Raw genomic sequence first — 25,076 nt, 5'->3', positions numbered from 1 at the left:
CAGCCGCGGCTGGCTTCATTTACGGGCGTCTGACGGATCGCTGGACTGCTGTTCGTCCGTCGGGTTCGTAGCGGAGCCGCCGCCCGTTCCCATTCCGCCGCCCCCGCCGCTACCGCCGCCTCCCCTCGCCGGCTCCGCCTTGCCTTGCTCGCCTTTCCCTCGGCCGCTCGAGCCCGAGGGTCGCGTCGGACCTTGTGCGGGCAACGCCAGGTCGCGGGGGATGGGATCGAGATCCAGCGCTTCGCGGATGAAATCGCGCATCGACACGACCAGCGCGTGCGTCGGCACGGGGCGTCCGGCCACGAGTTCGTGCGCGGCCTGTGCGGCAAGCCGGACCTGCTCCTCGGTGCCGAGGAGAATGATGTCGGACAGCGCGGCCTCGACGGCATCGCGGATCCGGCGCGTACGGTCGGATCCGGTGCCAGCCGCGCCGAGATCAAGCGCCTCCGCGTCCTCCCCCGCCGCGACCCCACTGCGCTGGTGCAGGTCGCGGCGATGCGCCGGGTCGACCGTGAGCGTCCCCGTGAACGATCCGCCCAGTGTCTTGTAGGCGGCGATCAGCGTCCGCAGGCGTTCGTTGATCTGGCGGTTGGTGCGCTCGCGGCGTTGCTGGATCGTGACCATGGTCAACAGGCGGATACCAACGCCGATCAGCGTGACGAGGGCCAACCCGAACATGGTGGCGAGCAGTCTCTGCCAGGAACTGAAATCGATGGTACGCAACGGCGGGTTCTCCGGGGTCGTCAGGTCAAGGGTAGACGCACCGTCGCATTCGGGCCCCGCTCCGGCAAGTTCGTCAGCATGATCGTACCGCCGCTATGCCGCGCGAGGATGCTGGCGATCATCGAATCCACGTCGAGCAACGGAGGCGGCCCGGTGAAAAACTCAGGGTGAGGCGATCCTCTGCGCGCGCGTCGATGCAGACGTCGACCTGAGCGGCGCGCCGTGTCATGGCTGCGCGTTCTAATCTCCGGGGGAATGTCGAATGGTCCTGGTGGCCCTGCTGTCTTTGCCGTTCGCGGCTGCGGTGATGCTGGCGCTGAACGCCGGCGCGTCGCGTCGCGCGCATATGGCGATCGCTGCCGGGGCCAGTGCGGCTGGGCTCGCATTGCTGCTGGGCGCTGCACCCGGCGTGCTCGCCGGTACGCCGATGACCGCACGGGTCGGCTGGATACCGGCGCTGGGGCTCGATTTCAGCCTGTGGCTCGATCCGCTGGCACTGCTGTTCGCAGGGCTGATCCTGGGCATCGGCCTGCTCGTGGTGATCTATGCGCAGGGGTATCTCGCGAAGACCGAGCCGACCGGGCGCTTCCTGTCGTTCCTGATGCTGTTCCAGGGCGCGATGGTCGGCATCTCGCTGTCGAGCAACATCCTGCTGATGCTAGTGTTCTGGGAGCTGACCAGCCTCTCGTCCTTCCTGCTGATCGGGTTCTGGCGCGATCGGGCCGACGCGCGGCAGGGCGCGGGCATGGCGCTTGCGGTCACCGGCGGGGGTGGTCTCGCGCTCATCGCCGGGATGCTGTTGCTCGGGCAGGCAGCGGGCTCGTACGATCTGGCGACGATCCTCGATCGCGGCGATATGGTCCAGGCCTCGCCGCTCTATCCCGGCATCCTGATCCTCGTTCTCCTCGGTGCGTTCACCAAATCGGCGCAGTTCCCCTTCCACTTCTGGCTGCCGCACGCGATGGCGGCGCCGACTCCAGTCAGCGCCTATCTCCATTCGGCCACCATGGTGAAGGCCGGCGTGTTCCTGCTCGCGCGGCTGTGGCCGGTGCTGGCCGGGACCGAGATGTGGTTCTACCTCGTCGCCTCGACCGGCCTCGTCACGATGCTGTTCGGGGCGGGCGTCGCGCTGTTCCGCAACGACCTGAAGGCGATCCTGGCCTATTCCACGATCAGCCAGCTCGGCCTGATGGTCATGCTGCTGGGCTTCGGCACGCCCGCTGCGGCGTCGGCGGCGATCTTCCACATCCTCAACCACGCCGCGTTCAAGGCGGCGTTGTTCATGAACGCCGGTATCGTCGATCACGAGACCGGCACGCGCGACATCCGCCGGCTCGGCGGCCTTGCCGCGCTGATGCCGATCACCGCGACACTGGGGACGCTCGCGGTCGCGGCAATGGCGGGCCTGCCGCCGCTCGGCGGGTTCATTTCCAAGGAGATGATGCTCGAGCAAAGCGTGCATACCGTGTTTGCGGGGCAGGCGCTGCTCGTGCCGCTATTGGCGACGATCGCGGCGACGCTGTCGGTGGCCTATTCGCTGCGCTACGCGACCGCGCAGTTCTTCGGGCCGCGTCGCACGGGCGATGTCCCGGCACCGCACGATCCGGGAGCGGCGATGCTGGCCCCGCCCGCCTTGCTGGTCCTGATCGCGATCGCGCTCGGATTGCTGCCGATGACGATCGCCGGCCCGCTCGTCGCCGCAGCCACGGCCGCGGTCGTCGGCGGTCCGGCCCCCGACCTGCATCTGGCGCTGTGGCACGGCATCAACCCTGCGCTGGCGATGAGCGTCGCCGCGGTCGCGATCGGCGCGCTTCTGCTGTGGCAACGTGCACCGATCGCGGCATGGCTCGACCAAAAACCGGCGATCGATGCGAAATCGCTGTTCGATCGCGCGATGGCCGCGGTCGTCGGCACCACCCGCCGGGTGACGCTCGCGCTCCACGTCGCCTCGCTCCAGCGCTATCTGTTCGCGCTGTTCGCGGTGGCGACAATGCTGGCCGTCGATGCGGCGCGGACTCCGGGCGGGCTTGCCGCAGGGATGCGCCCGACGCTCCCGGCCTCGCCGGTCGCGATCGTCGCGTGGGTCGCGCTGGTCCTCGCCACGCTGCTCGTGGTCGTCCGCCAGCGACAGCGGTTCCTGGCGCTGGTGTTCATCAGCGTCATCGGCCTCGTCATCGCGCTCGCCTTCGTCCACCTCTCCGCCCCGGATCTCGCCTTGACGCAGGTCGCGGTGGAGGTCGTCACGATCCTGCTGCTGCTGCTGGCGCTCAACCTGCTGCCGAAGACCCCGCCAAGCCTGTCGAGCACGCCCCGCAAGATGCGCGACGCCGTGCTCGGGATCGTCGCGGGCCTCGGGACCGGCTGGGCGGCCTGGGCGATCATGACGCGGGAGACGCGCGACACGGTGTCGTCCTATCACTGGGCGAACAGCTATTCGGGCGGAGGCGGTACGAATGTGGTGAACGTGACGCTCGTCGATTTCCGTGCCTTCGATACACTGGGCGAGATCATCGTGCTGGGAATTGCCGGGCTCGCGATCTTCGCGCTGCTCGAACCCGCAGCGCGCGGCATTGCCGGCCGGCGGCTGCGGGAATGGCGCGCGGACATGCCGCATTCGCCGGAGCGTCATCCGATGATGTTCGTGATGGCGACCCGGCTGCTGATGCCGCTCGCGTTGCTGGTCGGCCTCTACATCTTCCTGCGCGGTCACAATCAGCCCGGCGGCGGGTTCATCGCCGCGCTGGTCTTCTCGATCGCGATCCTGCTCCAGTACCTCGCCTCGGGCTTCGACTGGACCGACGAGCGCCGCCGGATCGGCGAGCATCCGCTGATCGCGTTCGGCGTGCTGATCGCCACCGCGACTGGGCTCGGCTCACTCGCCTTCGACGCGCCGTTCCTGTCGAGCAGCTTCGGCTATTTCCACGTCCCGCTGGTCGGCGAGGTCGAGCTGGCGACCGCGACGCTGTTCGATACCGGCGTCGCCTGCGTCGTCGTGGGCGCGGTGATGATGGCACTGGCGCAGCTCAGCCACGTCGCCCAGCGCGCCGCGCGCTATGCCGAGGTCAATGACGAAACCGACATGACCGACCGGGAGGCGGTGCGATGAGCCTTGAGTTCCTGATCGCCAGCGCAATCGCGGTGCTGGTCGCGGGCGGCGTCTATCTGTCGTTGCGCGGCCGGACCTTCCAGGTCGTCCTGGGGCTGACCCTGCTGTCCTATGCGGTGAACCTGTTCCTGTTCGCGATAGGCGGGCTGGTCGTCGATCGTCCGCCGCTGTTCGCCAAGGGGGTGACCGAGCATGCAGATCCGCTGCCGCAGGCGTTGGTGCTGACCGCGATCGTCATCACCTTCGGCATGACCGCGCTCGTCGTCATCCTGTCGCTCCGCAGTTTCCTCGAGAGCGGTTCGGATCAGGTCGACGGTCTTGCCGACCCCGCGAAAGACGAGAGCCCGTCATGATGGCGATCGACCAGCTGGTGATCGCGCCGGTCGTCATTCCCGCGATCGTCGCGCCGCTCGCGCTGCTGGCGATGCGCCGGCGTCGCCGCGTCGGCGTGGCGCTGTCGCTCGCCGGGTGCGTCGCGATGCTGATCGCGGCCCTCATGCTGTTCGGCATCGCGCAGGACGATGCGATCCGCGCTTATCCCCTCGGCGGCTGGCCGGCGCCGTTCGGGATCGTGCTGGTGCTCGACCGGCTGTCCGCGATGATGCTCGTGCTGGCGTCGGTACTTGCCCTGGTGGTGATGATCCATGCGATCGTCACCGCCGTCGATCGCAAGGGCTGGCATTTCCATCCGATGTTCCATTTCCAGCTGCTCGGTCTCAACGGCGCGTTCCTGACCGGTGACCTGTTCAACCTGTTCGTGTTCTTCGAGGTCCTGCTGATCGCCTCCTACGGGCTGATGCTGCACGGGCAGGGATCCGCGCGGCTGAAGGCCGGGGTTGCCTATGTCATCGTCAACATCGTCGGGTCGGCGCTGTTCCTGATCGCGCTCGGGCTGCTCTATGGCCTGACCGGCACGCTCAACATGGCCGATCTGTCGCGCCGGATCGCGTTGCTCGGTGCACAGGACCAGGGCATGATCCGCCTTGCCGGCCTGCTGCTGCTGACCGTGTTCGCGCTGAAGGCCGCGGTCGTGCCGCTCCATCTGTGGCTGCCGCGCACCTATGCGGCGACGACGCCGGTGGTCGCGGCGCTGTTTGCGATCATGACGAAGGTTGGGGTCTACGCGATGATCCGCACGGTGCCGCTGATCTTCGGCGAGTCCGCAGGCGCCGCGGCGTGGGTGCCGGCGCCCTGGCTGCTACCCGCCGCGGTCCTGACGGCGGTGATCGGATTTGCCGGCGTGCTCGCCGCGCGGGCGATGCGCGAGCAGGCGGCCTTCGCGATCCTCGGGTCGACCGGCACGCTGTTGCTCGCCGTATCGTGCTGGACGCAGGCCACCACCGCGGCGGCACTCTTCTACCTGGTCCACGCGACGCTGGCCGGGGCGGCCTTGTTCCTGGTCGCCGATGCGACGCTGCGGCGGCGCGGCCAATATGGCGACGCGACCGCACCCAGCCCGCGTTTCGCCGATCAGCAGGCCACGGGGCTGCTGTTCCTCGCGGCGACCATCGCTGCCGTCGGCCTGCCGCCGCTGTCGGGCTTCGTCGCCAAGCTGTTCATCCTCCAGACGACGTTTACGGCACCCGCGTGGGTGGCGATCTGGGCGACGGTGCTGGGCACGACGCTGGTCGGCGTCATCGGCTTCGCCCGCAGCGGCAGCGCGATCTTCTGGAAGGCGGCCGCGTCCGACGCCGATCCGATCGCCGGCGCAGACCGGTCGCGAGCCGAACTGGTCGCGCCCGCCGCGCTGATCGCGCTGCTCGCGCTCCTGACGCTGGGCGCCGGCTGGGCGACGGAGCAGACCGAGCAGACCGCCGCGCAGATCTTCGCCCCCGACCGGTACAGTGCCGCGGTGCTGGGGGGAGGGCCACGATGATGAAGCGCCTCCTGCCGCATCCCGCTTTGTCGATCATGCTGCTGATCGTCTGGCTCCTGATGGCCAACACCGTCACGGTCGGCGGCATCCTGCTCGGCGCCGTGTTCGGGCTTGTCCTGCCCAAGTTTACCGAGCCGTTCTGGCCGGATCGCCCGCGCGTCCGGTTCGGCCGCGCGCTGCTCGGCTATTGCGTCATCGTCCTGTTCGACATCGTCGTCGCCAATTTCCAGGTCGCGCGGCTGATCCTGTTCCGGCGCAACCGCGATCTGCGCTCGCGCTGGCTGGTCGTCCCGATCGCGCTGAGGACGCCCGAGGCGGTGACCGTGCTCGCCGCCACCATCAGCCTGACGCCGGGGACGGTCTCCTCCGACGTGTCCGCCGACGGCCGATCGCTGCTGGTCCATGCGCTGGACGTCGGTGACGAGGCGGCCGAGATCGCGCGGATCAAGACCCGTTACGAGGCGCGGCTGCAAAGGATATTCGCATGATCGGCATCGCGCTTGGGATCGCGTTCGGGTGCGTCGCGCTCGCGCTGCTCTTCAATGGGTGGCGATTGCTCAAGGGGCCGGCGCTCGGCGACCGGATCGTCGCGCTCGACACGATGGTCATCAATGCGATCGCGCTGATCGTGCTGGTCGGCATGGCCGGCGGCAGCGACACCTATTTCGAGGCGGCGTTGCTGCTGGCGATGGTCGGCTTCGTCAGCACCATCGCCTATTGCAAGTTCATCCTGCGCGGGGATATCGTCGAATGAGCATGCTGGTCGATATCATCGTTGTCGCGCTGGTCCTGCTCGGCGCGACCTTCGTCCTGATCGGCAGCTGGGGGCTTGTCCGCCTGCCCTCGACGATGGAGCGGCTGCACGGCCCGACCAAGGCGACGACGCTCGGGCTCGGCTCGCTGCTGCTCGCGTCGGTGATCTATTTCCAGGGACGGCTCAGCATCTGGACGGCCCACGAACTGTTGATCGCGCTGTTCCTGTTCATCACCGCCCCGATCTCCGCCAACATGATCGCGAAGGTCCATCTTCATCGTCGGCGGATTGGTGCGATCGAGGAGCCCGACGGCATCGCCGGCCCCCCGCCGCGCCCAGCCGGCGAAGGCGACTGGGCGACCTTCGAAGCACCGGAAAAGGACACGCAGGCTTCGACCGCCAATAGCTGATCGCCCAGCCGCGCTAGGACCCATCCCGCCTGATTAAAGGGGGTATACGGATCGCGATCGAGCAAGCCTGGTCTTTCGCGCCGCCATGATGTCCATCGTCGATTAACGATACCGCCAGCCGCCATGCCAGCGATAGCGATGCCCCCAATAGCGGTTGGCATGCCGATAGCCGCGACCGGGGTAGTAGACGCCGACCCGCGGCGCAGGCACGACCACGACGCGCCCTACGCGATTGGGAATACAGCGACCATAAGCGCCGCGGTGAAACCGGGGGCCACAGCCCTGCCGCGCTTCGGCGGGCATTGCCGTCGGGATGGCGGTTCCGACCGCCAGTGCGGCCAGCACGAGCTTTTCATGACTTACCTCCTGACGTGATCGACGCCGGTTGCGCGGCGTCATGCCTGGTTCAACGACCCCGGACGCCGTTTCCGTCGCGCCTTCGGAGAAAAGGTGTGTTTTTCATAAGCCAGCCAGCGAACGACGTGACTTTGTCGAGAAGCCCCCCGCTCAGCAGCCGACAATCAGGCGAACGGTGGAATGGATGCGACGAACGCGCACACCATTAAGGAACACGCGCACTGTCATGCCCTAAGGTTGGAGCCACTCTTTGACCGGAACCGACATTTGTCCAACGCCTTGTTTTCCCGCCGCGATCTGATCAACGGCGGTGTCGCCGCGCTCGTTACGGCCGCCTTGTCGGAACGGGTTTCCGCGCGCGCGCCCGAGCGCCGGCTCGTACTGGTCAATCCGCACAACGGCGAGCGCTACGACGCCTGTTTCTTCGCCAATGGCCGCTATCGCGCGGACGGCCTTGCCGAACTCAATCACGCCATGCGCGATTGGCGTACCGGAGCGACGCGGAAAATGGACCCCGGGCTCCTCGATCTGTTGGTGCGGGTCCGCGATCGGCTCGACGTGCCGCCGCGCAAGGCGCTGAAGCTGGTCTCGGGGTATCGGAGCCCGAAGACCAACCGCGCGCTCCATGCTCGGTCGCACGGCGTCGCCAGCAAAAGCCAGCACATGCTCGGCAAAGCGACAGATATCGCGATTCCCGGGGTGCCGCTCAGTCATCTCCGAAGCGCCGCCTTGTCGCTGCGCGGTGGGGGCGTGGGCTATTACCCGAACGACGGTTTCGTGCACATGGATACAGGGGCACTGCGTCACTGGAGCTGAATCGAGCACCTCGCAACAAGCATCGGGCTTTGACGGGCACGGATCACAGGCTTCGAGGTTTAGATCGAGCGGATAACCGATCTGCGTCACGCCGCCGATCGAACGCGTGATCTGCTCCGCCGCGTCCCTGCCCGGCGACAACGAACACATCGCGCGCGGCGATCAGACTCTCATGCGCGGTCCGCACCTGACGCTACAGATCCTGAATTGAAGATCGCGACGTCAGAGGGGCTGCGTCCGGCGTTTCTTTCACGACCGAATCATGCGGATTGGTACATTTTCGACATCGCTTGGGACGGCCAGCCTGTTTTGACTGATTGTCAGCCGCACCCTAGTCGCCCGGATCCACACGATCGCGCAGCGGGGTGTCGTCGAGCGCAGCAGTCGTTCGCTCGACAAGATTTTTCACGTCACCCACGTCGGCGAACAACCGCGCATAGGCGGTGCGGAGCAGCACCGTGCATTGTTCGAATTTCGCGAACTGCTCGACGCCCTTGTCGGTCAACTGGAACAGGCGTCGGCGCGCGTCGTCGTCATCGGTGCGATCCCGGATCAACCCGAGACTGACGAGCTTGGGTATCTTTTGCATCACGAGCTGATGCGAGTGACCGAGCTCTCTCGCCAGATCCGACGCCGACGCCGCGCCCAGTTTCGCAAGCACGGTCACAAGCGAACATGAGCGCACCGGGATGACGATCCCCCGATCGTCGAACACCGCTTTCGATTGTTCGGCGATCAGTACGCTAAGTCGTTCGACCGTACGGCCGAGAAATGCGACATCGTCGATCGCCGGCGGGTTGGTCCTCCGCTCAGCCAAGGCGTTTGTACGTCTGCATGCTACCGTCCTTGTTCACGCGCTCCAGCGCAGTCGCCCTGCCGCGGTCGAGCTTCAGCCGATAGCGGAAATCCGACACCCCCTCCACTGCGAACAGGTCCGCGCCAAGCGGCTGCAGCGCAACGCGAAGCCGCGTCCGCCAGATGTAGAAGAGCGTACCGTTCTCCAGAACGATCTCGCGCCCCTCATATTTCCCGACCGCTCTTCGCATCTGGGCGGGATCGACATCGGGCTGGTGGACGCTCGCCGTCAGGGCGGGAAGGAGCCAGGCATAATCCCGTCCTTTTACCGTGTCGGCCTTCGCCAGATTTTCGAACGCGAGCTTATGCGCCAAAGGCAATGCGTCGATCGACGGGCTTTCGATATCGGGCTGCACCCCGGTCCCCTCGAAATCGCCATGATCCACCGGGTCGCGAATCTGACCGATCGGCACCTGCACGAACAGGTCGTCGTCGACCGGTTTACGCGCCACCGGATGCGCGCCGCCCGCGGTCCGTGCGCCGATCAAGGTCGCCCGGCCGAGCTTCTTCATCGCGTAGGACAACCACTCTGCCGACGAGAAGGATGTCGAACCGGTCAGGATATAGAGCGGCGTGTCGACCATGCGCTTGCCGGGCAACCCTGGCAGCACCCATTGCCCGCGCGCGATCCGCTTGCCGTCTTCGTTGTAATCATAATCGAAGAGCAGCTGATCCTTGTCGCCGGGGAAGAAATAGCTCGCGAGAAACTGCGCCATCTCCAGATACCCGCCATTATTGTATCGCAGGTCGAGGATCACCGCATCGCTGTTCTGGACGAAGCGCATCGCCGCCGCGGCAGTATCATAGGCAAGCACCGGGTCGGCGAAATAGCTGAAACGGATATAGCCGATATTGCCGCTCAGGCGGCTGACCTGGTCGAAGCCGAAATTGCTTTCCTCGAGTTTCGCAAGTTCGGCTCTGCCGATCTCGGCCTTGCGCGCCGGCACGTCCTTTGTCCGAAAGTCGGCAACCCATTTCGGATCGACGCCGACGAAGAAGTGCAGGTCGCCGCTGATCTTCAGGAGATCGTCGGTCAGGCGGTGGGCCAGATCGTCCTTGGTCGTGATCGCGTCGTAATCGCCCTTTGCCAGATGATCGCGAAGCACCGGGCCGATTTTCCGGGTCATGTTCGGGAACGCGTAATTTGCCTCCAGCGCGCTGTTCAGCGACGCAACGATCGCAGCCTTTTCGGTCGCGGATATGGCGGGTGGATCGGCAAAGGCGGTCGTCGGACAGAGCAACGACAGAGCCGAGAGTATTGCAAGCGAGGACGGTCGATAGCGCATTTCGATTTGGACCCCTTTGACTAGAAAACGGTATACAACATATTGCGCAATATGTTGCAATACACTTCTTTCGACCTTGGAAGGCGTCTCCGTCGTGTCGCGGATTCGGAGACCCACGGCCGATCGTGCTGAGTGTAGGCGGCTATCATTGCGTCATCGAAATGCCGCCGGCCCGTCATCACGATGAAATGCGCCCGGCCTAGCTGCCCCTTCAGGCCGGCATACCAAGTCGACAACCGTTAGGGGCATCATGAAACACACCACCAGCAGCGCGCTGATTGCGCTGCTCGCCGGCACGCCTGCGCTTGCGCAGACGGCGCGGGACGTTACCCCGTCGTTGCCCACAGATCGGGGCCCAGATCGTACCGCAGATCGCACCGCGGCCGGGACCGCAGATGGCACCGCAGCCGGGACCGCAGATGGCGCGGATACCGAGAACCAGATCGTCGTCACCGGCACGCGTGATCGATCGCGCACCCAGTTCGATACGCTCGCGCCCGTCGACGTCCTGTCCGGCGACGCGGTGCGATCGAGCGTGTCGGGCGACCTGTCCGACACGCTGGCGCAGTTGTTGCCCTCGTTCAACGTCCAGCGCCTTCCTGCAGCGGACGGTCAGGCGTTCGTGCGCCCGGCGAGCCTGCGCGGCCTGTCCGCCGATCAGACGCTCGTGCTGGTGAACGGCAAGCGCTATCACCGTTCCGCACTGCTCGGCACACGCGGCGCGCAGGCGCCCGATCTTGCTGGCATCCCGTCACTCGCGATCAAACGGATCGAAGTGCTGCGCGACGGCGCGTCCGCGCAATATGGCTCGGACGCGATTGCCGGCGTCGTCAACATCATCCTCGACGACACCGTCGGGATGGATGCGTTCGGCCAATATTCCCAATATTACAAAGGCGACGGCAAGGAATATCAGACCGGTGCACGGGGCGGCATCGCGCTCGGCGATCGCGGCACGCTGGCCGTCACCGGCGAATATGATCATAGCGAGGCGACATCGCGTACGCGCCAGCGCCCCGACGCCATCGCCTTCCAGGCGGCCAACCCCACTCTGTCCGTGCGTAACCCGGTTCAGCGCTGGGGCCAGCCCGACGAAGAGCGTATCCGCGGTGCACTCGACGCCAATTATGCGTTCAGCAACGCCGCCAAGCTGTACGTCTTCGGCACGGCGCAAAGCGGCGAAGGCGTCACCGATTTCAACTGGCGCAATCCGGCCGGCACCAGCAGCGTGTACGGCGCGAGCAGCGCGTTTCCGGGCTTTTCGTTCAACAGCGTCTATCCGGTCGGCTTCTCGCCGCGCTTCGGTACGACGTACAGCGACTATCAGGGCGATACCGGTTTGCGCGGCGATCTGAGCGACCGGTTCAGCTACGATCTGAGCGCCGCGTTCGGACGGAGCCGGATCGATTATACGCTGAACGAAAGCCTCAACGCCTCGCTCGGTCCGGCAAGCCCGACCAGCTTCTATCTCGGCCGCCTCGAGCAGCGCGAATTCAACCTGAACGCCGATTTCGTCTATCGCCTTCCGGTCGGCACGGCAGAGCCGGTCAACGTCGCGTTCGGTGCCGAGCGTCGCCGCGAAACCTATCAGGTGTCGGCCGGTGATCCCGCATCCTACGCGATCGGTGCGGGCGCGGCGACCGGTCTCGCGCCCAATTCCAACGGCTTTCCAGGCTTCAGCCCCGCGCTTGCCGGTACCTTCGACCAGACCAGCTATGCCGGCTACGTCGATCTCGAATGGCAGCCGATCGAGAGCGTCACGCTGGGGGCCGCCGGCCGCTACGAGGACTTCTCTGCATTCGGCGACACGTTCAACTACAAGCTGTCGGCACGGTTCGAACCGGTGAAGGGCATCGCTGCGCGCGGCACCTATTCCACCGGCTTCCGCGCACCGACGCCGGCGCAGCTCAACACGTCGCAGACCACGCAGGGGCTAGACACCACCACGTTGCAGGTCTTCAATCAGGGCCGCCTGTCGCCCAGCGATCCGCTGGCGATCGCGCTGGGCGCCACGCCGCTGACCCCGGAAACGTCGAAGACCGCGACCACCGGCCTGACCTTCCAGAGCCGTTTCGGCCTGACGGCAAGCGTCGACCTCTACCAGATCGACGTCGACAACCGCTTCAGCCAGTCCCGCACCTTCGCGGTGCCGGCCAATTTTGCGAACCCGCAGCGCTTCACGGCGGTCAGTTATTTCACCAACGACTTCGACACCCGAACGCGCGGCATCGACGCGGTGGTCGGCTATGGCCACCGCGTCGGACCGGGCCGCGCCAATCTGAGCCTCGCCTACAACTACAACCAGACCAATGTGCGCAGCGGTACCAGCGCCGCGATCCCCAACGACACGCAAAGGCGGATCTTCGAAGAGCGCCTGCCCAAGCATAACGGCACCGCGACGTTGGGCTACGACATCGGCGCGCTGTCGCTCCTTGCGCGGGCGCGGTATTACGGCGCCTGGACCGACGTCACCGGCAACGCGACCGGCGAACTGTTCCAGCGCTTCGGTTCGATCGCGCTGTTCGACGTGTCGGCTGCGTACAAGTTCGACGATCATTTCACGCTGCGGGTCGGCGCGGAGAACGTCGCCAACACCTATCCGGACGAGGCGACGAACCAGGCGGTGCGCGGCCTGATCTATTCACGCAATGCGCCTTACGATACCGATGGCGGCCAATATTACGTGCGGATGGGGATGAGCTTCTGATGTCCGGTATCGTCGCGACTGTCATGGACCGCCGCCTGTTCCTGACCGGAGCCGCCGCCGTTGCGGCAGTTCCGGCGAGCGCCTTTCCACATTCGTCGGCGACCGAGGACGACGCGTTCTGGAAGGGCGTGGCGGCACACTATGATGTCACGCGCGAGGTGATCCAGCTCGAGAACGGCAATTGGGGCATGATGGCCCGCCCCGTGCTCCAGGCGTATGAACGCAATCTCGAGCGGGTGAACCGCGACACCAGCTATTATACCCGACGTGGCATGATGAAGGACTGGATGGCCGCGCGCGACGCGCTGGCCGCCACGGTGCGGGTGCCCGCAGAGGAAATCGCCTTCACCCGCAACGCGACCGAGGCCTTGAAGGCGCTGATCCTCGGCTATAACGCACTGACACCCGGCGACGCGGTGCTCTACGCCGACCTCGACTATGACAGCATGCAGGCGTGCATGGATAGCCTGAGGGCGCGGCGCGGCGTGACGGTCGTGAGGATCGCCCTGCCCCAGCCCGCCACGCGCCAATCGCTCATCGACGCCTATGCAGCCGCGATGGAGGCGAATCCGCGCCTGAAACTGATCCTGCTCACCCATCTCAGCCATCGCACCGGCCTCGTCCTGCCAGTGCGCGAGATCGCCGCGATGGCGCGCGCTCGCGGCATCGCGACGATCGTGGATGCGGCGCATAGCTGGTGCCAGCTCGACATGACGCTCGCCGATCTCGATTGCGATTATGTCGGCATAAACTGCCACAAATGGCTCGGCGCGCCGTTGGGCGTCGGCGCGATCCATATCCGGCAGCGCGCGCTGTCGGCGATCGACCGCGACCCTGCCAATCCCGCATCCGACCGCGACACCATCAACGCGCGCATCCACACCGGCACGGTCGATTTCGCCGCGCCCCTGACGATCCCCGCAGCGCTGGCATTTCAGGACACGATCGGCAGCAAGCGCCGCGCCGATCGCCTCGCCGCACTTCGCAATCGATGGGTCGAACAAGTGCGGCCACTGACCGGCATCGAAATCCTGACCCCGGACGACGCCACGCTCCACGGCGGGATCACGTCCTTCCGTCTCAAAGGACAGACCAGCACTGCAGACAATATCGCGGTGTCGAAACGATTGCTCGAGGAATTTCGGATCTTCACCGTCTATCGCGATGGCCCCGCAGGAGGCGCGTGCGTCCGGGTGACCCCCGCGCTGTTCAATACGATGGCGGATATGGATGCCCTGGCCGGCGCATTGAAGAAACTGTGCCAGTAAGTACGCACGCTGCGGAAGATCGACGTGAAGCGGATCCGCTGTCCGAATGGCGACAAGGGGGTGCGCCGCCACGTCGCTTTCCGATACGACGTCGAAGCCGCCATCGAACGTCGTTGGCGCAGTTGCGTTTTCCCTTGGCCCGCCGCATCGAAGCGTTGACGCTGGCGGAGAATATATGTGCGAGCATTCCAGATCGGTCTGAGCGCCCTACTCATCGGATCGGCTCCGGCAGGTGCAGCGATTCAGCCGTCGAGTGTTCCACCTGCCCTCTCCTCTTTCCTGCATAACGGCGTCGTCGAGGACGGCGACTATCGATGGTTGCGCGGGCGGTTTGCCGACGCGACCGATGGCGACAAACAGGCGTTCGTTACCGCTTTGAAGTGGAACGAAGGGTGTGAAAACCAGTCGCGTGCCGCGATGAAGGACCGGCTGGCGGCGATGGGCCAGACCTTCGACCCAGGTCCGGACGTCTATGCTCGGCCTGCACCGTGCCGTCAGTTCGTCCGCCTGCCGATACCGGCGGACGTGACATGGCCGGCCTTTTCCTCTGCGCTCGATCGCGTCCGGCCCTATGCCCTGGGTATTATCCGTGCGACCGCGCTCGTGGAGCGGCAGGTGATCGATCACGGCGCGTATGCCGAGCAGTTGCGCACCCGACCGATGGGGGAGCAGGCATTGCGGTTCGCATGGGTCGAAAGCCAGCGCCACGAGGGGCAAACCGCGACCTATTCGTCGCTCGAACGGATCGCGTACGAAGGCATTCTTCTGCGTGCCCTGGACGATCGCGATCAAGCGAATACGGCATGGCTATCCGCCAAGGTCGCGCATCAAGGCTGGCCGACGCGTTCGACGGTAGGGGGCGAGGCATCCAGCGCCGCTTGGCTGCTTGTCCAGCATGCGGACGCCAATCCTGCCTTCCAGCTGACGGCGTTGCGCCTCATGACGCCGCTAGCGGCCAAAGACGAGATCGATCCGCGCAACTTTGCGATGTTGACGGACCGCGTCCAGCTCAAGCTGTCTGGTCGGCAGCGATACGGGACGCAATGGACCTGCAAGAGCGGCAAACGCGTGCCACTGCCGCTGGCGACCACTGATGCGGTCACCGACGCGTTGCGCGCGACGGCGAAGCTCGGCTCGCTCAAGGCAAACGCCGCCCAGATCGATACCTTGTACGGGCCATGTCCCCCAGAGGCTTAGGCCCGCGCCATACGACCGACGACCGGACGTTCGCGGTCACCATGTCAATTTCCACGTTCGGTGTTCAGATCGACGACCATAGCGAGATTACGCGAGAGGGTCGGCCGTGAAGGAAACTGGCCCGCGCTCGAAGTTCGACCGTCAGTAGCGGTAGCGCAACTCGGCCTTGCCACCCGGCGGCAGCAGCGGCGACCAGGTGGCGATCCCATCGGTACGGCCGACCTCCTGCCCGTCGGCTTCGATCGCCTGCCCCGCTGCGCCGATCGGCACGTCGAGCAGCACCGGGAACGCGGTGCTGTTGGTTGCGGTTATCGCCGCCTCGTGCGAACCCCCGGCTCCCGGCGCGGTCGCTGCCGGCGCGCGAAGCGGCACTACCGCCTGGGTAAGCGTCACCTGGGTGCTCACGCCGGCTGCAAGGCGAACCGTCTCGCCGATGGTGCGGTCGCCGATCGCTCCCAAACCGAGAAGCAGTCGTGCGCCTGCCCGCTCCGCGTAGAGCGCGGTGCTGCCGGCGGGCAGCGGCACGCCCAAGCCGCCCTGCTTATCGTTTTTCAGCACCAGCACGATCGAGGTTGGCACACCGTCGAGTTGCTGGCCGGGATACACGGCCCGCCGGTAGCGGCGTTCGACCGGCACCGTCTTCTGGACCAATAGAGCAACCTGCTTCTGCCCCCGGGCCGCAACGGTCGTCGGCGTCGGCACGCGATACAGCTTCAGATCGCCGAGATCCTCGGGCGGCGGTGGTGGGGGCGGCGGTGGCGGCGCAGGTGGTGCCGGCGGCGCCGATAGCGCGAACGACATCACTCGCGACGCGGTTACCACGATCTCCTCGGCCGGCTCGAATTGCGTTTCGCGTAGGTCCGAGGTCGTCGTGCCGAGCGGGTAGCAGACCAGCCGCAGGGCGCCAGCCGCCGCGGGGATCGCCGGAACCGCGACGCGGTTGAGCCGGCCTGCAACGGCCTGAACGTCTGCGTTCGAGAATACCTCTGGATTGCCGTTGGCGAGCGTCAGCCAGGCGAACAGGTCGACCGTTCGCCGGTCGGTGGCCAGCGATGCGACATAGCTCGCGCGCCAGTCGAACCCCGAAGAAAGATAGGACAGCCGGACCGTCACCGTGCGCGCGCTTGGGCTGGTCGTCGTCACGCTCAGCACCGGCTTGCTCGACAGGCTCGCGGGCACGCGGCCGAAATTCAGCCGCTCCGCCAGACCCGAGCAGCGCAACGCCTCGATCCCGGCAGTCGTGCGCAGGATGACACCCGGTGTCGGGCCTGCGACGATCGTCGCGGGTTCATCCACCAGCCGTCCGGTCGCCTTGTCGGTGCGGGTCAGCGTCACTTCGCGACCAAGCGTGCCATCGACCAGCGAGGCCGGTGACAGCAGGCGGGCGTCGCGGTTCTTCTCGATCGTGCCGCCGGGCAGGCCGTCGACGATGGCGCTGACCGGCACGATCCCCTCCGCCACGCCCTCGAAGCGGAGCACCGCGGGTCCGCGTGGCAATCGCACCCGGCGCGTTTCGGTCACCAGCGCAAAGCCGCCGAGATACTGCAGGTTGATCGCCCCCCTGCCATAGGGCGAACGGTACACCGTCAGCGCAACGCGATCGGGCGCCGACGAGGTGACAATCGTCTGCGCCTCAGCCTCGCCCGCCAGCAGCATGCCTGACAGCAGCAGGACCTCCAGCAGAAGCAGCGGCAGACGCCGCATCAGTAGCGGGTATCGAAGGTCGCGGTCACCGTCGCGCTGCCGTTCGCCGGCACCATGACCTGCCACGCCAGCGTGCCGGCGTCCCGGCGCTCTCCCTTGGCGCTGTCCGCGACGACGCGCACGTCGCCCCAGTCGAGCCCGCCCTGCACGAGTTCCACCGTCACCGGCCGCGCGCGCGCGTTGGTCAGCTTGTACCGCATCGCCGTGCGCCAGCGGCTGTCTCCCTGTCGCGTACGCGAGACGGTGGTGGGCTGCACCTTCACGTCGAACGCATCGCTGGTGGGAAGTGCGATGGTCGATCCCTGCGGGGTATGCTCGATACGGTTCTCGCCCGTGAACTGCGGCTGGCCACGCGCATCGCGGACGTATACCCGCACCACCCCCGCCGGCAGCGCGTCGCCGAGGCTTGCCGCTCCCGAGTTGCTGAAGCGCAGCACCGACTGCGCGCTGCGCGGCTCATCCGAACTGCCGAGCCAGCCATTCTCGAACCGGTAGCCAGCGCTTGCGGCCACGCCCTTCGCGTCGAGAAAGCTGACCTGCTTGGTCTGTTTGTCGGCGATCGTGGTCGGCTCGGCCAAGGGGTATAGATAAAAGTCACCGAGTTGCTCGCGCGCGCTGCTTTCGGTCCCGGGCCGGGTCGTCGTCATGCGGCGGCGGCGTGGCGCGTAACTGCCGTTCCCGTCATCGTCGGCGCTGCCGACCTCGCCGGCGACCAGCAACGTCCTGGCGTTGCCGAACGTCGTCCCGCTGGTGTTCTTCAGCGTCACCCAGCCCTGGACGTCCACCTTCCCGCTCTTATCATCGAACAGCGCCACATAGTCGGCGCTCCAGCCCAGCCCACGGCTCAGGTAGGAGAGTGTCGCCGGCCGCGATCCCGCGCGCGTACTGGCGAGCGTCACCGACAGCGTCGGGCGGGCTCGCAGCGCGTCGGGCACCCGGTCGAAGATCGCACGCACCGGCAGTCCGTCGTCGCGAAGCACCTCGACATGACCTCCGACCTCGATGACGACACCGCCATTGACCGCCAGCACCTTCGCACGGTCGCGAGTCTCCGCACCGGTAGCGGCATTGGTACGCACCAGCGTGATCGTCTCGCCGACCGCTTTCTCCATCAGGCTCGACGGGCTCAGCAGATCATAGTCGAAGTTCTGCTCGACGATGGCGGCATCGGGCACCGTCAGCGATACCGTCTCCGGCCGGATCGATGCACTCACGTCGGGGAAGCTCTGCCGTACCCGCCCGTTCGGCAGAGACAGCGACCGTATGTCCTGCACCAGCGCAACGTCGTTATTGTAGATCGTGACCGACACGTCCCCCTGCGCGGTACCAGCAAGGGGGTCATCGGCAGGGGCCGGCTGCTGCTGCGCGGTGGCCGCCGATCCGAGCAGCACCGCGAGCCCATACGCTCGCCAGATGTTCTTGCGCACGCGATTCTCCCCTGATTGCACCGACAATGACGCGGTCGGATCAGAAGGGCAACGCGGCAGTGCCGCCACCACCGGATCGCGGGAACGACAGAGGCTCTTTATAGTCCGATGGGCAGTCGCTTCGGACGAGCCCATGCTGCCAAAATCGCCGACACGGCCTCGCCAATCGTGACGGCGCGTAATAAGCCTCGGCGATGCGCATCGCGATCATCGACACGAGTACCACGCGTGCTGCGATCATTTCCGACGGCCTGCGTGAGGCGGGGCTCGACGATCTCGTGGTGATCGATGGAACGATCGGGATGGTCGCCGCGCTGGAGAAAGCCGCGCCGGAAGTGGTGCTGATCAACCTCGAAAATCCGAGCCGTGACGTACTCGAGGAGTTCTTCGCGGTGTCGCGCGCGCTGGCGCGGCCGATCGCGATGTTTGTTGACCAAAGCGATGCGGAGTCCACGAACGCCGCGGTCGATGCGGGCGTGTCGGCGTATATCGTCGATGGGCTCGCCAAGCAGCGGATCAAGCCCGTCATCGACCTCGCGATCCGGCGGTTCCAGGCGTTCGCGCGGTTGCAGGCGGAGTTACACGAAGCGCGCAGCGCGCTGGCCGATCGCACTACGGTCGACCGCGCCAAGGCGATCGTCATGAAGCGCCGCGGGATCGACGAACCGACCGCGTACGGCCTGCTGCGCGCGCAGGCGATGCGATCCAACCGCCGGATCGTCGAGATCGCCGACGCGATCATCACCAGCGATGCGCTCATGGGAGATTTGTGATGGCGCTCGACCGGGTTCGCATCGGTTTCCTGCCGTTGGTCGATGCGGCGCTGCCGATCCTCGCGCGCGAACGCGGGTTCGCCGAGGCGGAGGGGCTGGAGATCGAACTGGTCCGCGACATGACCTGGGCGACGGTGCGTGATCGGCTGCTGTACGGGCATACCGACGCTGCGCACATGGTCGCGCCGCTGGCGATCGCGACGGCGCTCGGGCGCGGACGGCCGGCGGTAGCGATGTCGGTGCCGTTCGTGCTGGGGCTGAACGGCAATGCGATCACGTTGTCGTTGCCGCTCGCCGCGCAGGTGCTGGACGGGGATGCGTTGGGCGATCCCGTTTTGCTCGGCGCGCGGTTGAAGGCGGTGGCGGTCGTGCGCGCCGCGACCGGGCGGCGGCTGCGGTTCGGCGTGGTGCATCGCTATTCGAGCCATAATTACATGCTGCGCTACTGGCTCGCTGCGGTCGGCATCCGCCCGGATACCGACGTCGAGATCGTCACGACCAGCCCGACCTTCGCCGCCGATGCGCTGGCGGCGGGCGAGGTCGACGGTATCTGCGTCGGCGAACCGTGGAACGGGGTGGCAGTCGATCGCGGGGTCGGGCGGATCGCGCTGGTGACGGCGCAGGTCTGGCGGCGTGGGGTCGAGAAGGTGCTGGCGATGCGCGAGGCCACACTGGTCGAGCGCGGCGACGTGGTCCACCGGCTGATCCGCGCGCTCCACGCTGCGGCTGCGCAGTTCGTCGATCCGGATACGCTTGAGACGAATGCCGCGATCCTGTCTCGCGCGGACTATCTCGATGCGCCGGTCAATGCGGTGGCGCGCGCGATCGGCGACCGGGTGCGGCTGGTGAAGGATGCGGTGCCGATCCACGTTCCCGACTTCATGTTCCAGTACCGCGAGGCGGCGAACTTCCCGTGGCGCAGTCAGGCGGCCTGGCTGTATTCGCAGATGGTGCGGTGGGACGGTACGCCGTTCTCGGCGGAGGAGGCGGACATCGCGCAAGGGGTGTTCCGACCGGACATTTACCGCGCCGCGCTGGCCGGGTCGGGCGCGCCGTTGCCCAATGCGAGTTCGAAACTGGAGGGAGCGATCGGCGCGGACAGCATCGGTGCGGGGTCGACTCAGGGGCGGTTGATCCTTGGGCGCGATGCGTTCTTCGACCGGCGCGCGTTTGATCCAGATGATATCGAGGGATATCTGGCCGGGTTGCCCTGACGGCAAGCGGCCCTGCACCTCCTTGTTCTCCCGCGAAGGCGGGAGCCCAGTCTGGGTCCCCGCCTTCGCGGGGAAACACGGTAGGGGAAGGCGATAATTCAGGCGCCAAACCCAAATCTGCTGCACCTGCGAAATGACGCTTGCGCGATGGGGCCACTTCGGTCATCTTCGCATCGTTCGGCAAGGGAGTCGGACACGAAATCATCGCGAGACCGGTTCCAACGATGGGACCTGACCGCGTAGGGCGATCCACCGATCGTCCATAGGCAACGAAGCCGCTCCGATGCGTCCGCAAGGTCGCCGTCGGGGCGGCTTTTTCTTTGTCGATAGCAGATGGGGGACCGACCATGTTGTTCGCATCACCGGGAATCGACACCACCGCACCGAAGGCCACGCGGATCGACCTGTTCAGCTCCGCCACGCCGCAGATGCGCGCGTTCCATGTCACGTGGCTCGCGTTCTTCGTGTGCTTCTTCGCGTGGTTCGCCGCCGCGCCGTTGATGCCGCTGATCAAGGCCGAGTTCGGCCTCAGCAAGGATCAGATCGCCAACATCAACATCGCCGCGGTCGCGGTGACGATCCTGGTGCGGCTGGTGGTCGGACCGCTCTGCGACCGGTTCGGGCCGCGTCGTACTTATACGTGGCTGCTGCTGCTCGGTGCGACCCCCGTATTTGGGCTGGCGTTCGCGCAGACCTATGAGACGTTCCTGTTCTTCCGCCTCGCGATTGGGGCGATCGGCGCGTCGTTCGTCATCACGCAATATCATACGAGCGTGATGTTCGCGCCGAACGTCGTCGGCACCGCCAACGCGACCGTCGGAGGCTGGGGCAATGCCGGCGGCGGCGCGGCGCAGAGCCTGATGCCACTGGTCGTCGCGGCGCTGATCGGGCTCGGCGTCGAGCACGCATTCGGCTGGCGCGCGGCGATGTTCGTGCCGGGGGTGGCTATGGTCGCGATGGCGTTCGTCTATGCGCGCTACACGCAGGACACGCCGCAGGGCGATATCGTCGATCTCCGCGCGGCGGGCATCGAACTCGACGGTGGCAAGGCGACGGGCATGGCGATCTTCCTGCGCGCCGCAGCCAACTACCGCACCTGGATGCTCGCCGCGACGTACGGCGCGTGCTTCGGCGTCGAGATCTTCATCCACAATATCGCCGCCAGCTATTATGTCGACCAGTTCGGGCTTTCATTGACCAACGCGGGACTGGCAGCAGGGATCTTCGGTGGCCTCGCACTGTTCGCCCGTGCGCTCGGCGGGATCGCGAGCGACCGGATCGCGCTCGTGAAGGGCCTCGATGGCCGTGCGCTGCTGCTGTTCGCGCTGATGCTCGGCGAAGGCGTCGGACTGGTGCTGTTCGGTCATGCAGGCAGCGTCACGCTCGCGATCCTGGCGATGACGATGTTCGGGCTGTTCACGCACATGGCGTGCGGCGCGACCTATGCGCTGGTGCCGTTCATCGACCGCAAGGCGCTGGGCGGGGTCGCCGGGCTGATCGGCGCAGGCGGCAACATCGGTGCGGTCGCGGCGGGGTTCCTCAACAAGGCCTCGGCCACCCCGCAGCAATGCCTCATCGTGCTCGGCTACATCGTTGCGGGCACGGCGGTCTGCGCTCTGGCTGTCCGCTTTTCCGCGACGCACAAATCGGACGAGCGCGCGCTGCTCGACGCGGCGCTCGACGCGCGGCGCAACAGCGACCGCTCCGTGAACGGGGCGCTCCCCGCGTGACCCTCCCTTCCCCGGCTCCAACCCGACTGGACGATCTGATGGACCACCAAACCCCCTCCCCCGACACCCGCGAACACTTGGTCGTAATCGGCAACGGCATGGCCGGCTGTCGCGCGGTCGAGGAACTGATCGCGCGCGATCCGACCCGCTACCGCGTCACGATCTTCGGTGCCGAGCCGCATGTGAACTACAACCGGATCATGCTGTCGCCGGTGCTGGCGGGCGAGAAGACGTTCGAGCAGATCGTCATCAACGACCACGCCTGGTACGCGACCAACACGATCGAACTGGTGACGAGCGATCCGGTCCAGGCGATCGACCGCATCGCGAAGACCGTCACCGCGCGTTCGGGGCTGACCGTGTCGTACGACCGGCTGCTGATCGCGACCGGCTCCGATCCGTTCATCATCCCCGTCCCCGGCAAGGACCTGCCCGGCGTCATCTCGTTCCGCGACATGGGCGATGTCGATCACATGCTGGAGGCGGCCGGAAAGGGTGGCGCTGCGGTCGTCATCGGCGGCGGCCTGCTCGGACTGGAGGCAGCGCACGGCCTCACGCTGCGGGGAATGAAGGTCACGGTGATCCACCTCATGCCGACGCTGATGGAACGCCAGCTCGACGAGGCGGCGGGCTGGCTGCTGAAATCGGCGCTGGAGGCGCGCGGCCAGGTCATCCTGACCGAAGCGAACACCGCCGAGATCGTCGGCGACACCCATGTCGAAGGCGTGCGGCTCAAGGACGGCACGCTGATCCCCGCGAGCCTGGTCGTCATGGCCGTCGGCATCCGCCCCTCCGTCGCCCTCGCGCGCGACGCCGGACTGGAGATTGGCCGCGGGATCAAGGTCGACGACCATATGGTCACCAGCGACCCGTCGATCCTCGCGGTCGGCGAATGCGTCGAGCATGACGGCAACGTCTACGGCCTCGTCGCGCCGCTCTGGGACATGTGCCGCGCGCTCGCCGATGGATTGACCGACAGTCACAGCGGCTATCGCGGCTCGGTGACGTCGACCAAGCTGAAAGTCGCCGGGCTCGACGTGTTCTCGGCGGGCGATTTCTCGGGCGGCGGGGCGTGCGAGGACATCGTCCTGCGCGATGCGTCGCGCGGCATCTACAAGCGCGTCGTGGTCAAGGACGACCGGATCGTCGGCGCGGTGCTGTACGGCGATACGACGGACGGCGGCTGGTATTTCGACCTGCTCAAGCGGGCGGAAGACATCGCGCCGATCCGCGACATGCTGATCTTCGGCCAGTCGTTCGCCTCGGGAGGAGGCGCGGCGGACCCTAAGGCGGCCGTTGCGGCGCTCTCCGACGATGCGGAGATATGCGGCTGCAACGGCGTCAGCAAGGCCAAGGTCGTGGCATGCATCGGCGCCGGCAACGCGACGCTCGACGCGGTCCGTGCGACCTGCAAGGCGTCGGCGTCGTGCGGATCGTGTACCGGGCTGGTCGAGACGCTGCTCGCGGTCACGCTGGGCGATGAATATTCTGGCGAGCGTGACGTCAAGACGATGTGCAAATGCACCAGCTTCGGGCACGACGACGTCCGCCGCGAGATCGTCGCGCAGGGCATGCGATCGATCCCCGAGGTCATGCAGAAGATGAGCTGGTCGACGCCTGACGGGTGCTCGTCGTGCCGGCCCGCGCTCAATTACTACCTGCTCTGCGCGCTGCCGGGCGACTATAAGGACGATCAGCAGAGCCGGTTCGTCAACGAACGGCTGCATGCCAACATCCAGAAGGACGGCACCTATTCGGTGGTGCCGCGGATGTGGGGTGGGCTGACCAACCCGCGCGAGTTGCGCGCGATCGCCGATGTCGTCGAGAAATACGACGCGCCGATGGTCAAGGTGACGGGCGGCCAGCGGCTCGACATTTTCGGGATCAAGAAGGAGGATCTGCCCGCGGTGTGGGCGGATCTCAACGCCGCCGGGATGGTCAGCGGGCATGCGTACGGCAAGTCGCTGCGGACCGTGAAGACGTGCGTCGGGTCGGACTGGTGCCGGTTCGGGACGCAGGATTCGACCGGGCTCGGCGTCAAGGTCGAGCGGATGACCTGGGGCTCGTGGATGCCGCACAAGTTCAAGATCGCGGTCAGCGGCTGTCCGCGCAACTGCGCCGAGGCGACGATCAAGGACTTCGGCGTGGTCTGCGTCGACAGCGGCTATGAGTTGTCGGTCGGCGGAAACGGCGGGATGAAGGTCCGCGCGACCGACTTCCTGTGCAAGGTCGCGACCGAGGAAGAGGCGATGCAGTATTGCGCCGCGTTCATCCAATTATACCGCGAGGAGGCGCGCTATCTCGAACGCACCGCGCCGTGGATCGAGCGGATCGGCGTGGAATATATTCGCGAACGGATCGCCGACGATCCGGAGGGCCGCGATGCGCTGGCGGCACGGTTCCTGTTCTCGCAGCAGTTCACGCAGGACGATCCCTGGGCGGCGCGGGCGGCGGGTGAGCACCGTGAGCAGCATGCACCGATGGCGCGGTTCACGCCCATCGACACGCCCGTTGTTCTCGGGAGGGAAATGGCATGATCGGCGAATGGCTCGATATCGGCTGGGTCGACGAGATCCCGGTCCGCGGCAGCCGCACGGTGCAGGTTACCGGCGGCGACGACATCGCGGTGTTCCGCACCGGCGACGGCAAGGTCTTCGCGCTGGCCGACCGCTGCCCGCACAAGGGCGGACGACTGTCGCAGGGGATCGTCCACGGCGGCGCGGTGGCGTGCCCGCTGCACAATTGGCGGATCGCGCTGGATACGGGCGAGGCGCTGGGCGAGGACAAGGGGTGTACGCCGGTGATCCCGGTGAAGGTGTCGGGTGGACGGGTGCTGCTGTGCCGCACCTCGACGATGAAGGCGGCGGCGTGAT

Annotated in this window: 21 protein-coding genes; 15 read left to right on the top strand and 6 right to left on the bottom strand. The window is 66.4% G+C overall.

Annotated features, from left to right (window positions below; translation table 11 throughout):
• Positions 1-15: 15 nt before the first annotated feature.
• Positions 16-723 carry a hypothetical protein gene (locus U1737_RS08725; RefSeq protein ID WP_332796460.1) on the bottom strand — a complete coding sequence of 236 codons (708 nt, stop codon included), beginning with the start codon at positions 721-723 and terminating at the stop codon, positions 16-18.
• 262 nt (positions 724-985) lie between these two features.
• On the opposite strand from U1737_RS08725, the gene U1737_RS08720 reads away from it, so the two are divergent.
• The 6 genes from U1737_RS08720 to U1737_RS08695 are packed head-to-tail and all read left to right on the top strand — an operon-like array spanning position 986 to position 6,869.
• Positions 986-3,829, top strand: a complete 2,844-nt coding sequence (locus U1737_RS08720; RefSeq protein ID WP_332796459.1) for a monovalent cation/H+ antiporter subunit A — start codon at positions 986-988, stop codon at positions 3,827-3,829.
• Positions 3,826-4,182, top strand: a complete 357-nt coding sequence (locus U1737_RS08715) for a Na+/H+ antiporter subunit C (RefSeq protein WP_332796458.1) — start codon at positions 3,826-3,828, stop codon at positions 4,180-4,182. Before U1737_RS08720 ends, U1737_RS08715 begins: the two co-directional genes overlap by 4 nt.
• Entirely contained in the window at positions 4,179-5,705 is a 1,527-nt protein-coding gene (locus tag U1737_RS08710) for a monovalent cation/H+ antiporter subunit D (protein WP_332796457.1), read from the top strand. Before U1737_RS08715 ends, U1737_RS08710 begins: the two co-directional genes overlap by 4 nt.
• Positions 5,702-6,193: a Na+/H+ antiporter subunit E gene (locus U1737_RS08705; RefSeq protein WP_332796456.1), complete on the top strand. Its 492-nt coding sequence runs from the start codon at positions 5,702-5,704 to the stop codon at positions 6,191-6,193. The genes U1737_RS08710 and U1737_RS08705 overlap by 4 nt, the downstream gene beginning before the upstream one ends.
• Positions 6,190-6,459, top strand: a complete 270-nt coding sequence (locus U1737_RS08700) for a K+/H+ antiporter subunit F (protein WP_332796455.1) — start codon at positions 6,190-6,192, stop codon at positions 6,457-6,459. Before U1737_RS08705 ends, U1737_RS08700 begins: the two co-directional genes overlap by 4 nt.
• Positions 6,456-6,869: a Na+/H+ antiporter subunit G gene (locus U1737_RS08695; RefSeq protein WP_332796454.1), complete on the top strand. Its 414-nt coding sequence runs from the start codon at positions 6,456-6,458 to the stop codon at positions 6,867-6,869. Before U1737_RS08700 ends, U1737_RS08695 begins: the two co-directional genes overlap by 4 nt.
• Positions 6,870-6,971: 102 nt before the next feature.
• Here U1737_RS08695 and U1737_RS08690 read toward each other — a convergent pair whose 3' ends face one another.
• Positions 6,972-7,268, bottom strand: a complete 297-nt coding sequence (locus U1737_RS08690; RefSeq protein ID WP_332796453.1) for a GCG_CRPN prefix-to-repeats domain-containing protein — start codon at positions 7,266-7,268, stop codon at positions 6,972-6,974.
• Positions 7,269-7,406: 138 nt separating this feature from the next.
• Between U1737_RS08690 and mepK the strand changes: the two genes are divergently transcribed.
• The gene (gene mepK / locus U1737_RS08685; RefSeq protein WP_248520546.1) at positions 7,407-8,042 is read left to right on the top strand and encodes a peptidoglycan L,D-endopeptidase MepK; all 636 of its coding nucleotides are present in this window, start codon (positions 7,407-7,409) and stop codon (positions 8,040-8,042) included.
• A gap of 331 nt (positions 8,043-8,373) precedes the next feature.
• Here the strand turns inward: mepK and U1737_RS08680 are convergent, their stop codons facing one another.
• On the bottom strand, positions 8,374-8,859 hold the full coding sequence (locus U1737_RS08680; protein WP_332796452.1) for a MarR family transcriptional regulator: 486 nt from the start codon (positions 8,857-8,859) through the stop codon (positions 8,374-8,376).
• On the bottom strand, positions 8,852-10,138 hold the full coding sequence (locus tag U1737_RS08675; RefSeq protein ID WP_332796451.1) for a S41 family peptidase: 1,287 nt from the start codon (positions 10,136-10,138) through the stop codon (positions 8,852-8,854). Before U1737_RS08675 ends, U1737_RS08680 begins: the two co-directional genes overlap by 8 nt.
• 295 nt (positions 10,139-10,433) lie before the next feature.
• Here U1737_RS08675 and U1737_RS08670 point away from each other — a divergent pair, with 295 nt between their 5' ends.
• The 3 genes from U1737_RS08670 (at position 10,434) to U1737_RS08660 (ending at position 15,355) form a co-directional block, all read left to right on the top strand.
• Positions 10,434-12,890 (top strand): TonB-dependent receptor plug domain-containing protein, encoded by a 2,457-nt coding sequence (locus U1737_RS08670; RefSeq protein WP_332796450.1) that lies wholly within the window; start codon positions 10,434-10,436, stop codon positions 12,888-12,890.
• Positions 12,890-14,158 carry an aminotransferase class V-fold PLP-dependent enzyme gene (locus U1737_RS08665; protein WP_248520542.1) on the top strand — a complete coding sequence of 423 codons (1,269 nt, stop codon included), beginning with the start codon at positions 12,890-12,892 and terminating at the stop codon, positions 14,156-14,158. Before U1737_RS08670 ends, U1737_RS08665 begins: the two co-directional genes overlap by 1 nt.
• A gap of 177 nt (positions 14,159-14,335) precedes the next feature.
• Positions 14,336-15,355: a DUF6624 domain-containing protein gene (locus tag U1737_RS08660; protein WP_332796449.1), complete on the top strand. Its 1,020-nt coding sequence runs from the start codon at positions 14,336-14,338 to the stop codon at positions 15,353-15,355.
• A 141-nt stretch (positions 15,356-15,496) separates the two neighbouring features.
• On the opposite strand, the gene U1737_RS08655 is transcribed toward U1737_RS08660, so the two are convergent.
• The gene (locus U1737_RS08655) at positions 15,497-17,059 is read right to left on the bottom strand and encodes a DUF4139 domain-containing protein (RefSeq protein ID WP_332796448.1); all 1,563 of its coding nucleotides are present in this window, start codon (positions 17,057-17,059) and stop codon (positions 15,497-15,499) included.
• Complete coding sequence (locus tag U1737_RS08650; protein WP_443027114.1) at positions 17,059-18,450, bottom strand: DUF4139 domain-containing protein; 1,392 nt, start codon at positions 18,448-18,450, stop codon at positions 17,059-17,061. Before U1737_RS08650 ends, U1737_RS08655 begins: the two co-directional genes overlap by 1 nt.
• Positions 18,451-18,680: 230 nt before the next feature.
• Between U1737_RS08650 and U1737_RS08645 the strand changes: the two genes are divergently transcribed.
• The 5 genes from U1737_RS08645 to nirD all read left to right on the top strand — a co-directional run bounded on the left by U1737_RS08645 (position 18,681) and on the right by nirD (position 25,075).
• A complete protein-coding gene (locus U1737_RS08645) occupies positions 18,681-19,259 on the top strand; it encodes an ANTAR domain-containing response regulator (protein ID WP_332796446.1) in 579 nt (192 codons plus the stop codon).
• On the top strand, positions 19,259-20,473 hold the full coding sequence (locus U1737_RS08640; protein WP_332796445.1) for a CmpA/NrtA family ABC transporter substrate-binding protein: 1,215 nt from the start codon (positions 19,259-19,261) through the stop codon (positions 20,471-20,473). The genes U1737_RS08645 and U1737_RS08640 overlap by 1 nt, the downstream gene beginning before the upstream one ends.
• Positions 20,474-20,820: 347 nt before the next feature.
• Positions 20,821-22,203, top strand: coding sequence for an MFS transporter (locus U1737_RS08635; RefSeq protein WP_332796444.1), 1,383 nt, complete (start codon positions 20,821-20,823; stop codon positions 22,201-22,203).
• Between the two features lie 38 nt (positions 22,204-22,241).
• Positions 22,242-24,740, top strand: a complete 2,499-nt coding sequence (nirB, locus tag U1737_RS08630; protein WP_332796443.1) for a nitrite reductase large subunit NirB — start codon at positions 22,242-22,244, stop codon at positions 24,738-24,740.
• Positions 24,737-25,075, top strand: coding sequence for a nitrite reductase small subunit NirD (nirD, locus tag U1737_RS08625; protein WP_175518279.1), 339 nt, complete (start codon positions 24,737-24,739; stop codon positions 25,073-25,075). The genes nirB and nirD overlap by 4 nt, the downstream gene beginning before the upstream one ends.
• Position 25,076 lies beyond the last annotated feature (1 nt).

Source organism: Sphingomonas fucosidasi, assembly GCF_036663855.1.
GTDB classification, from domain to species: Bacteria; Pseudomonadota; Alphaproteobacteria; order Sphingomonadales; family Sphingomonadaceae; genus Sphingomonas; species Sphingomonas faeni_B.
This window is presented reverse-complemented; position numbering and strand designations above follow the sequence as displayed.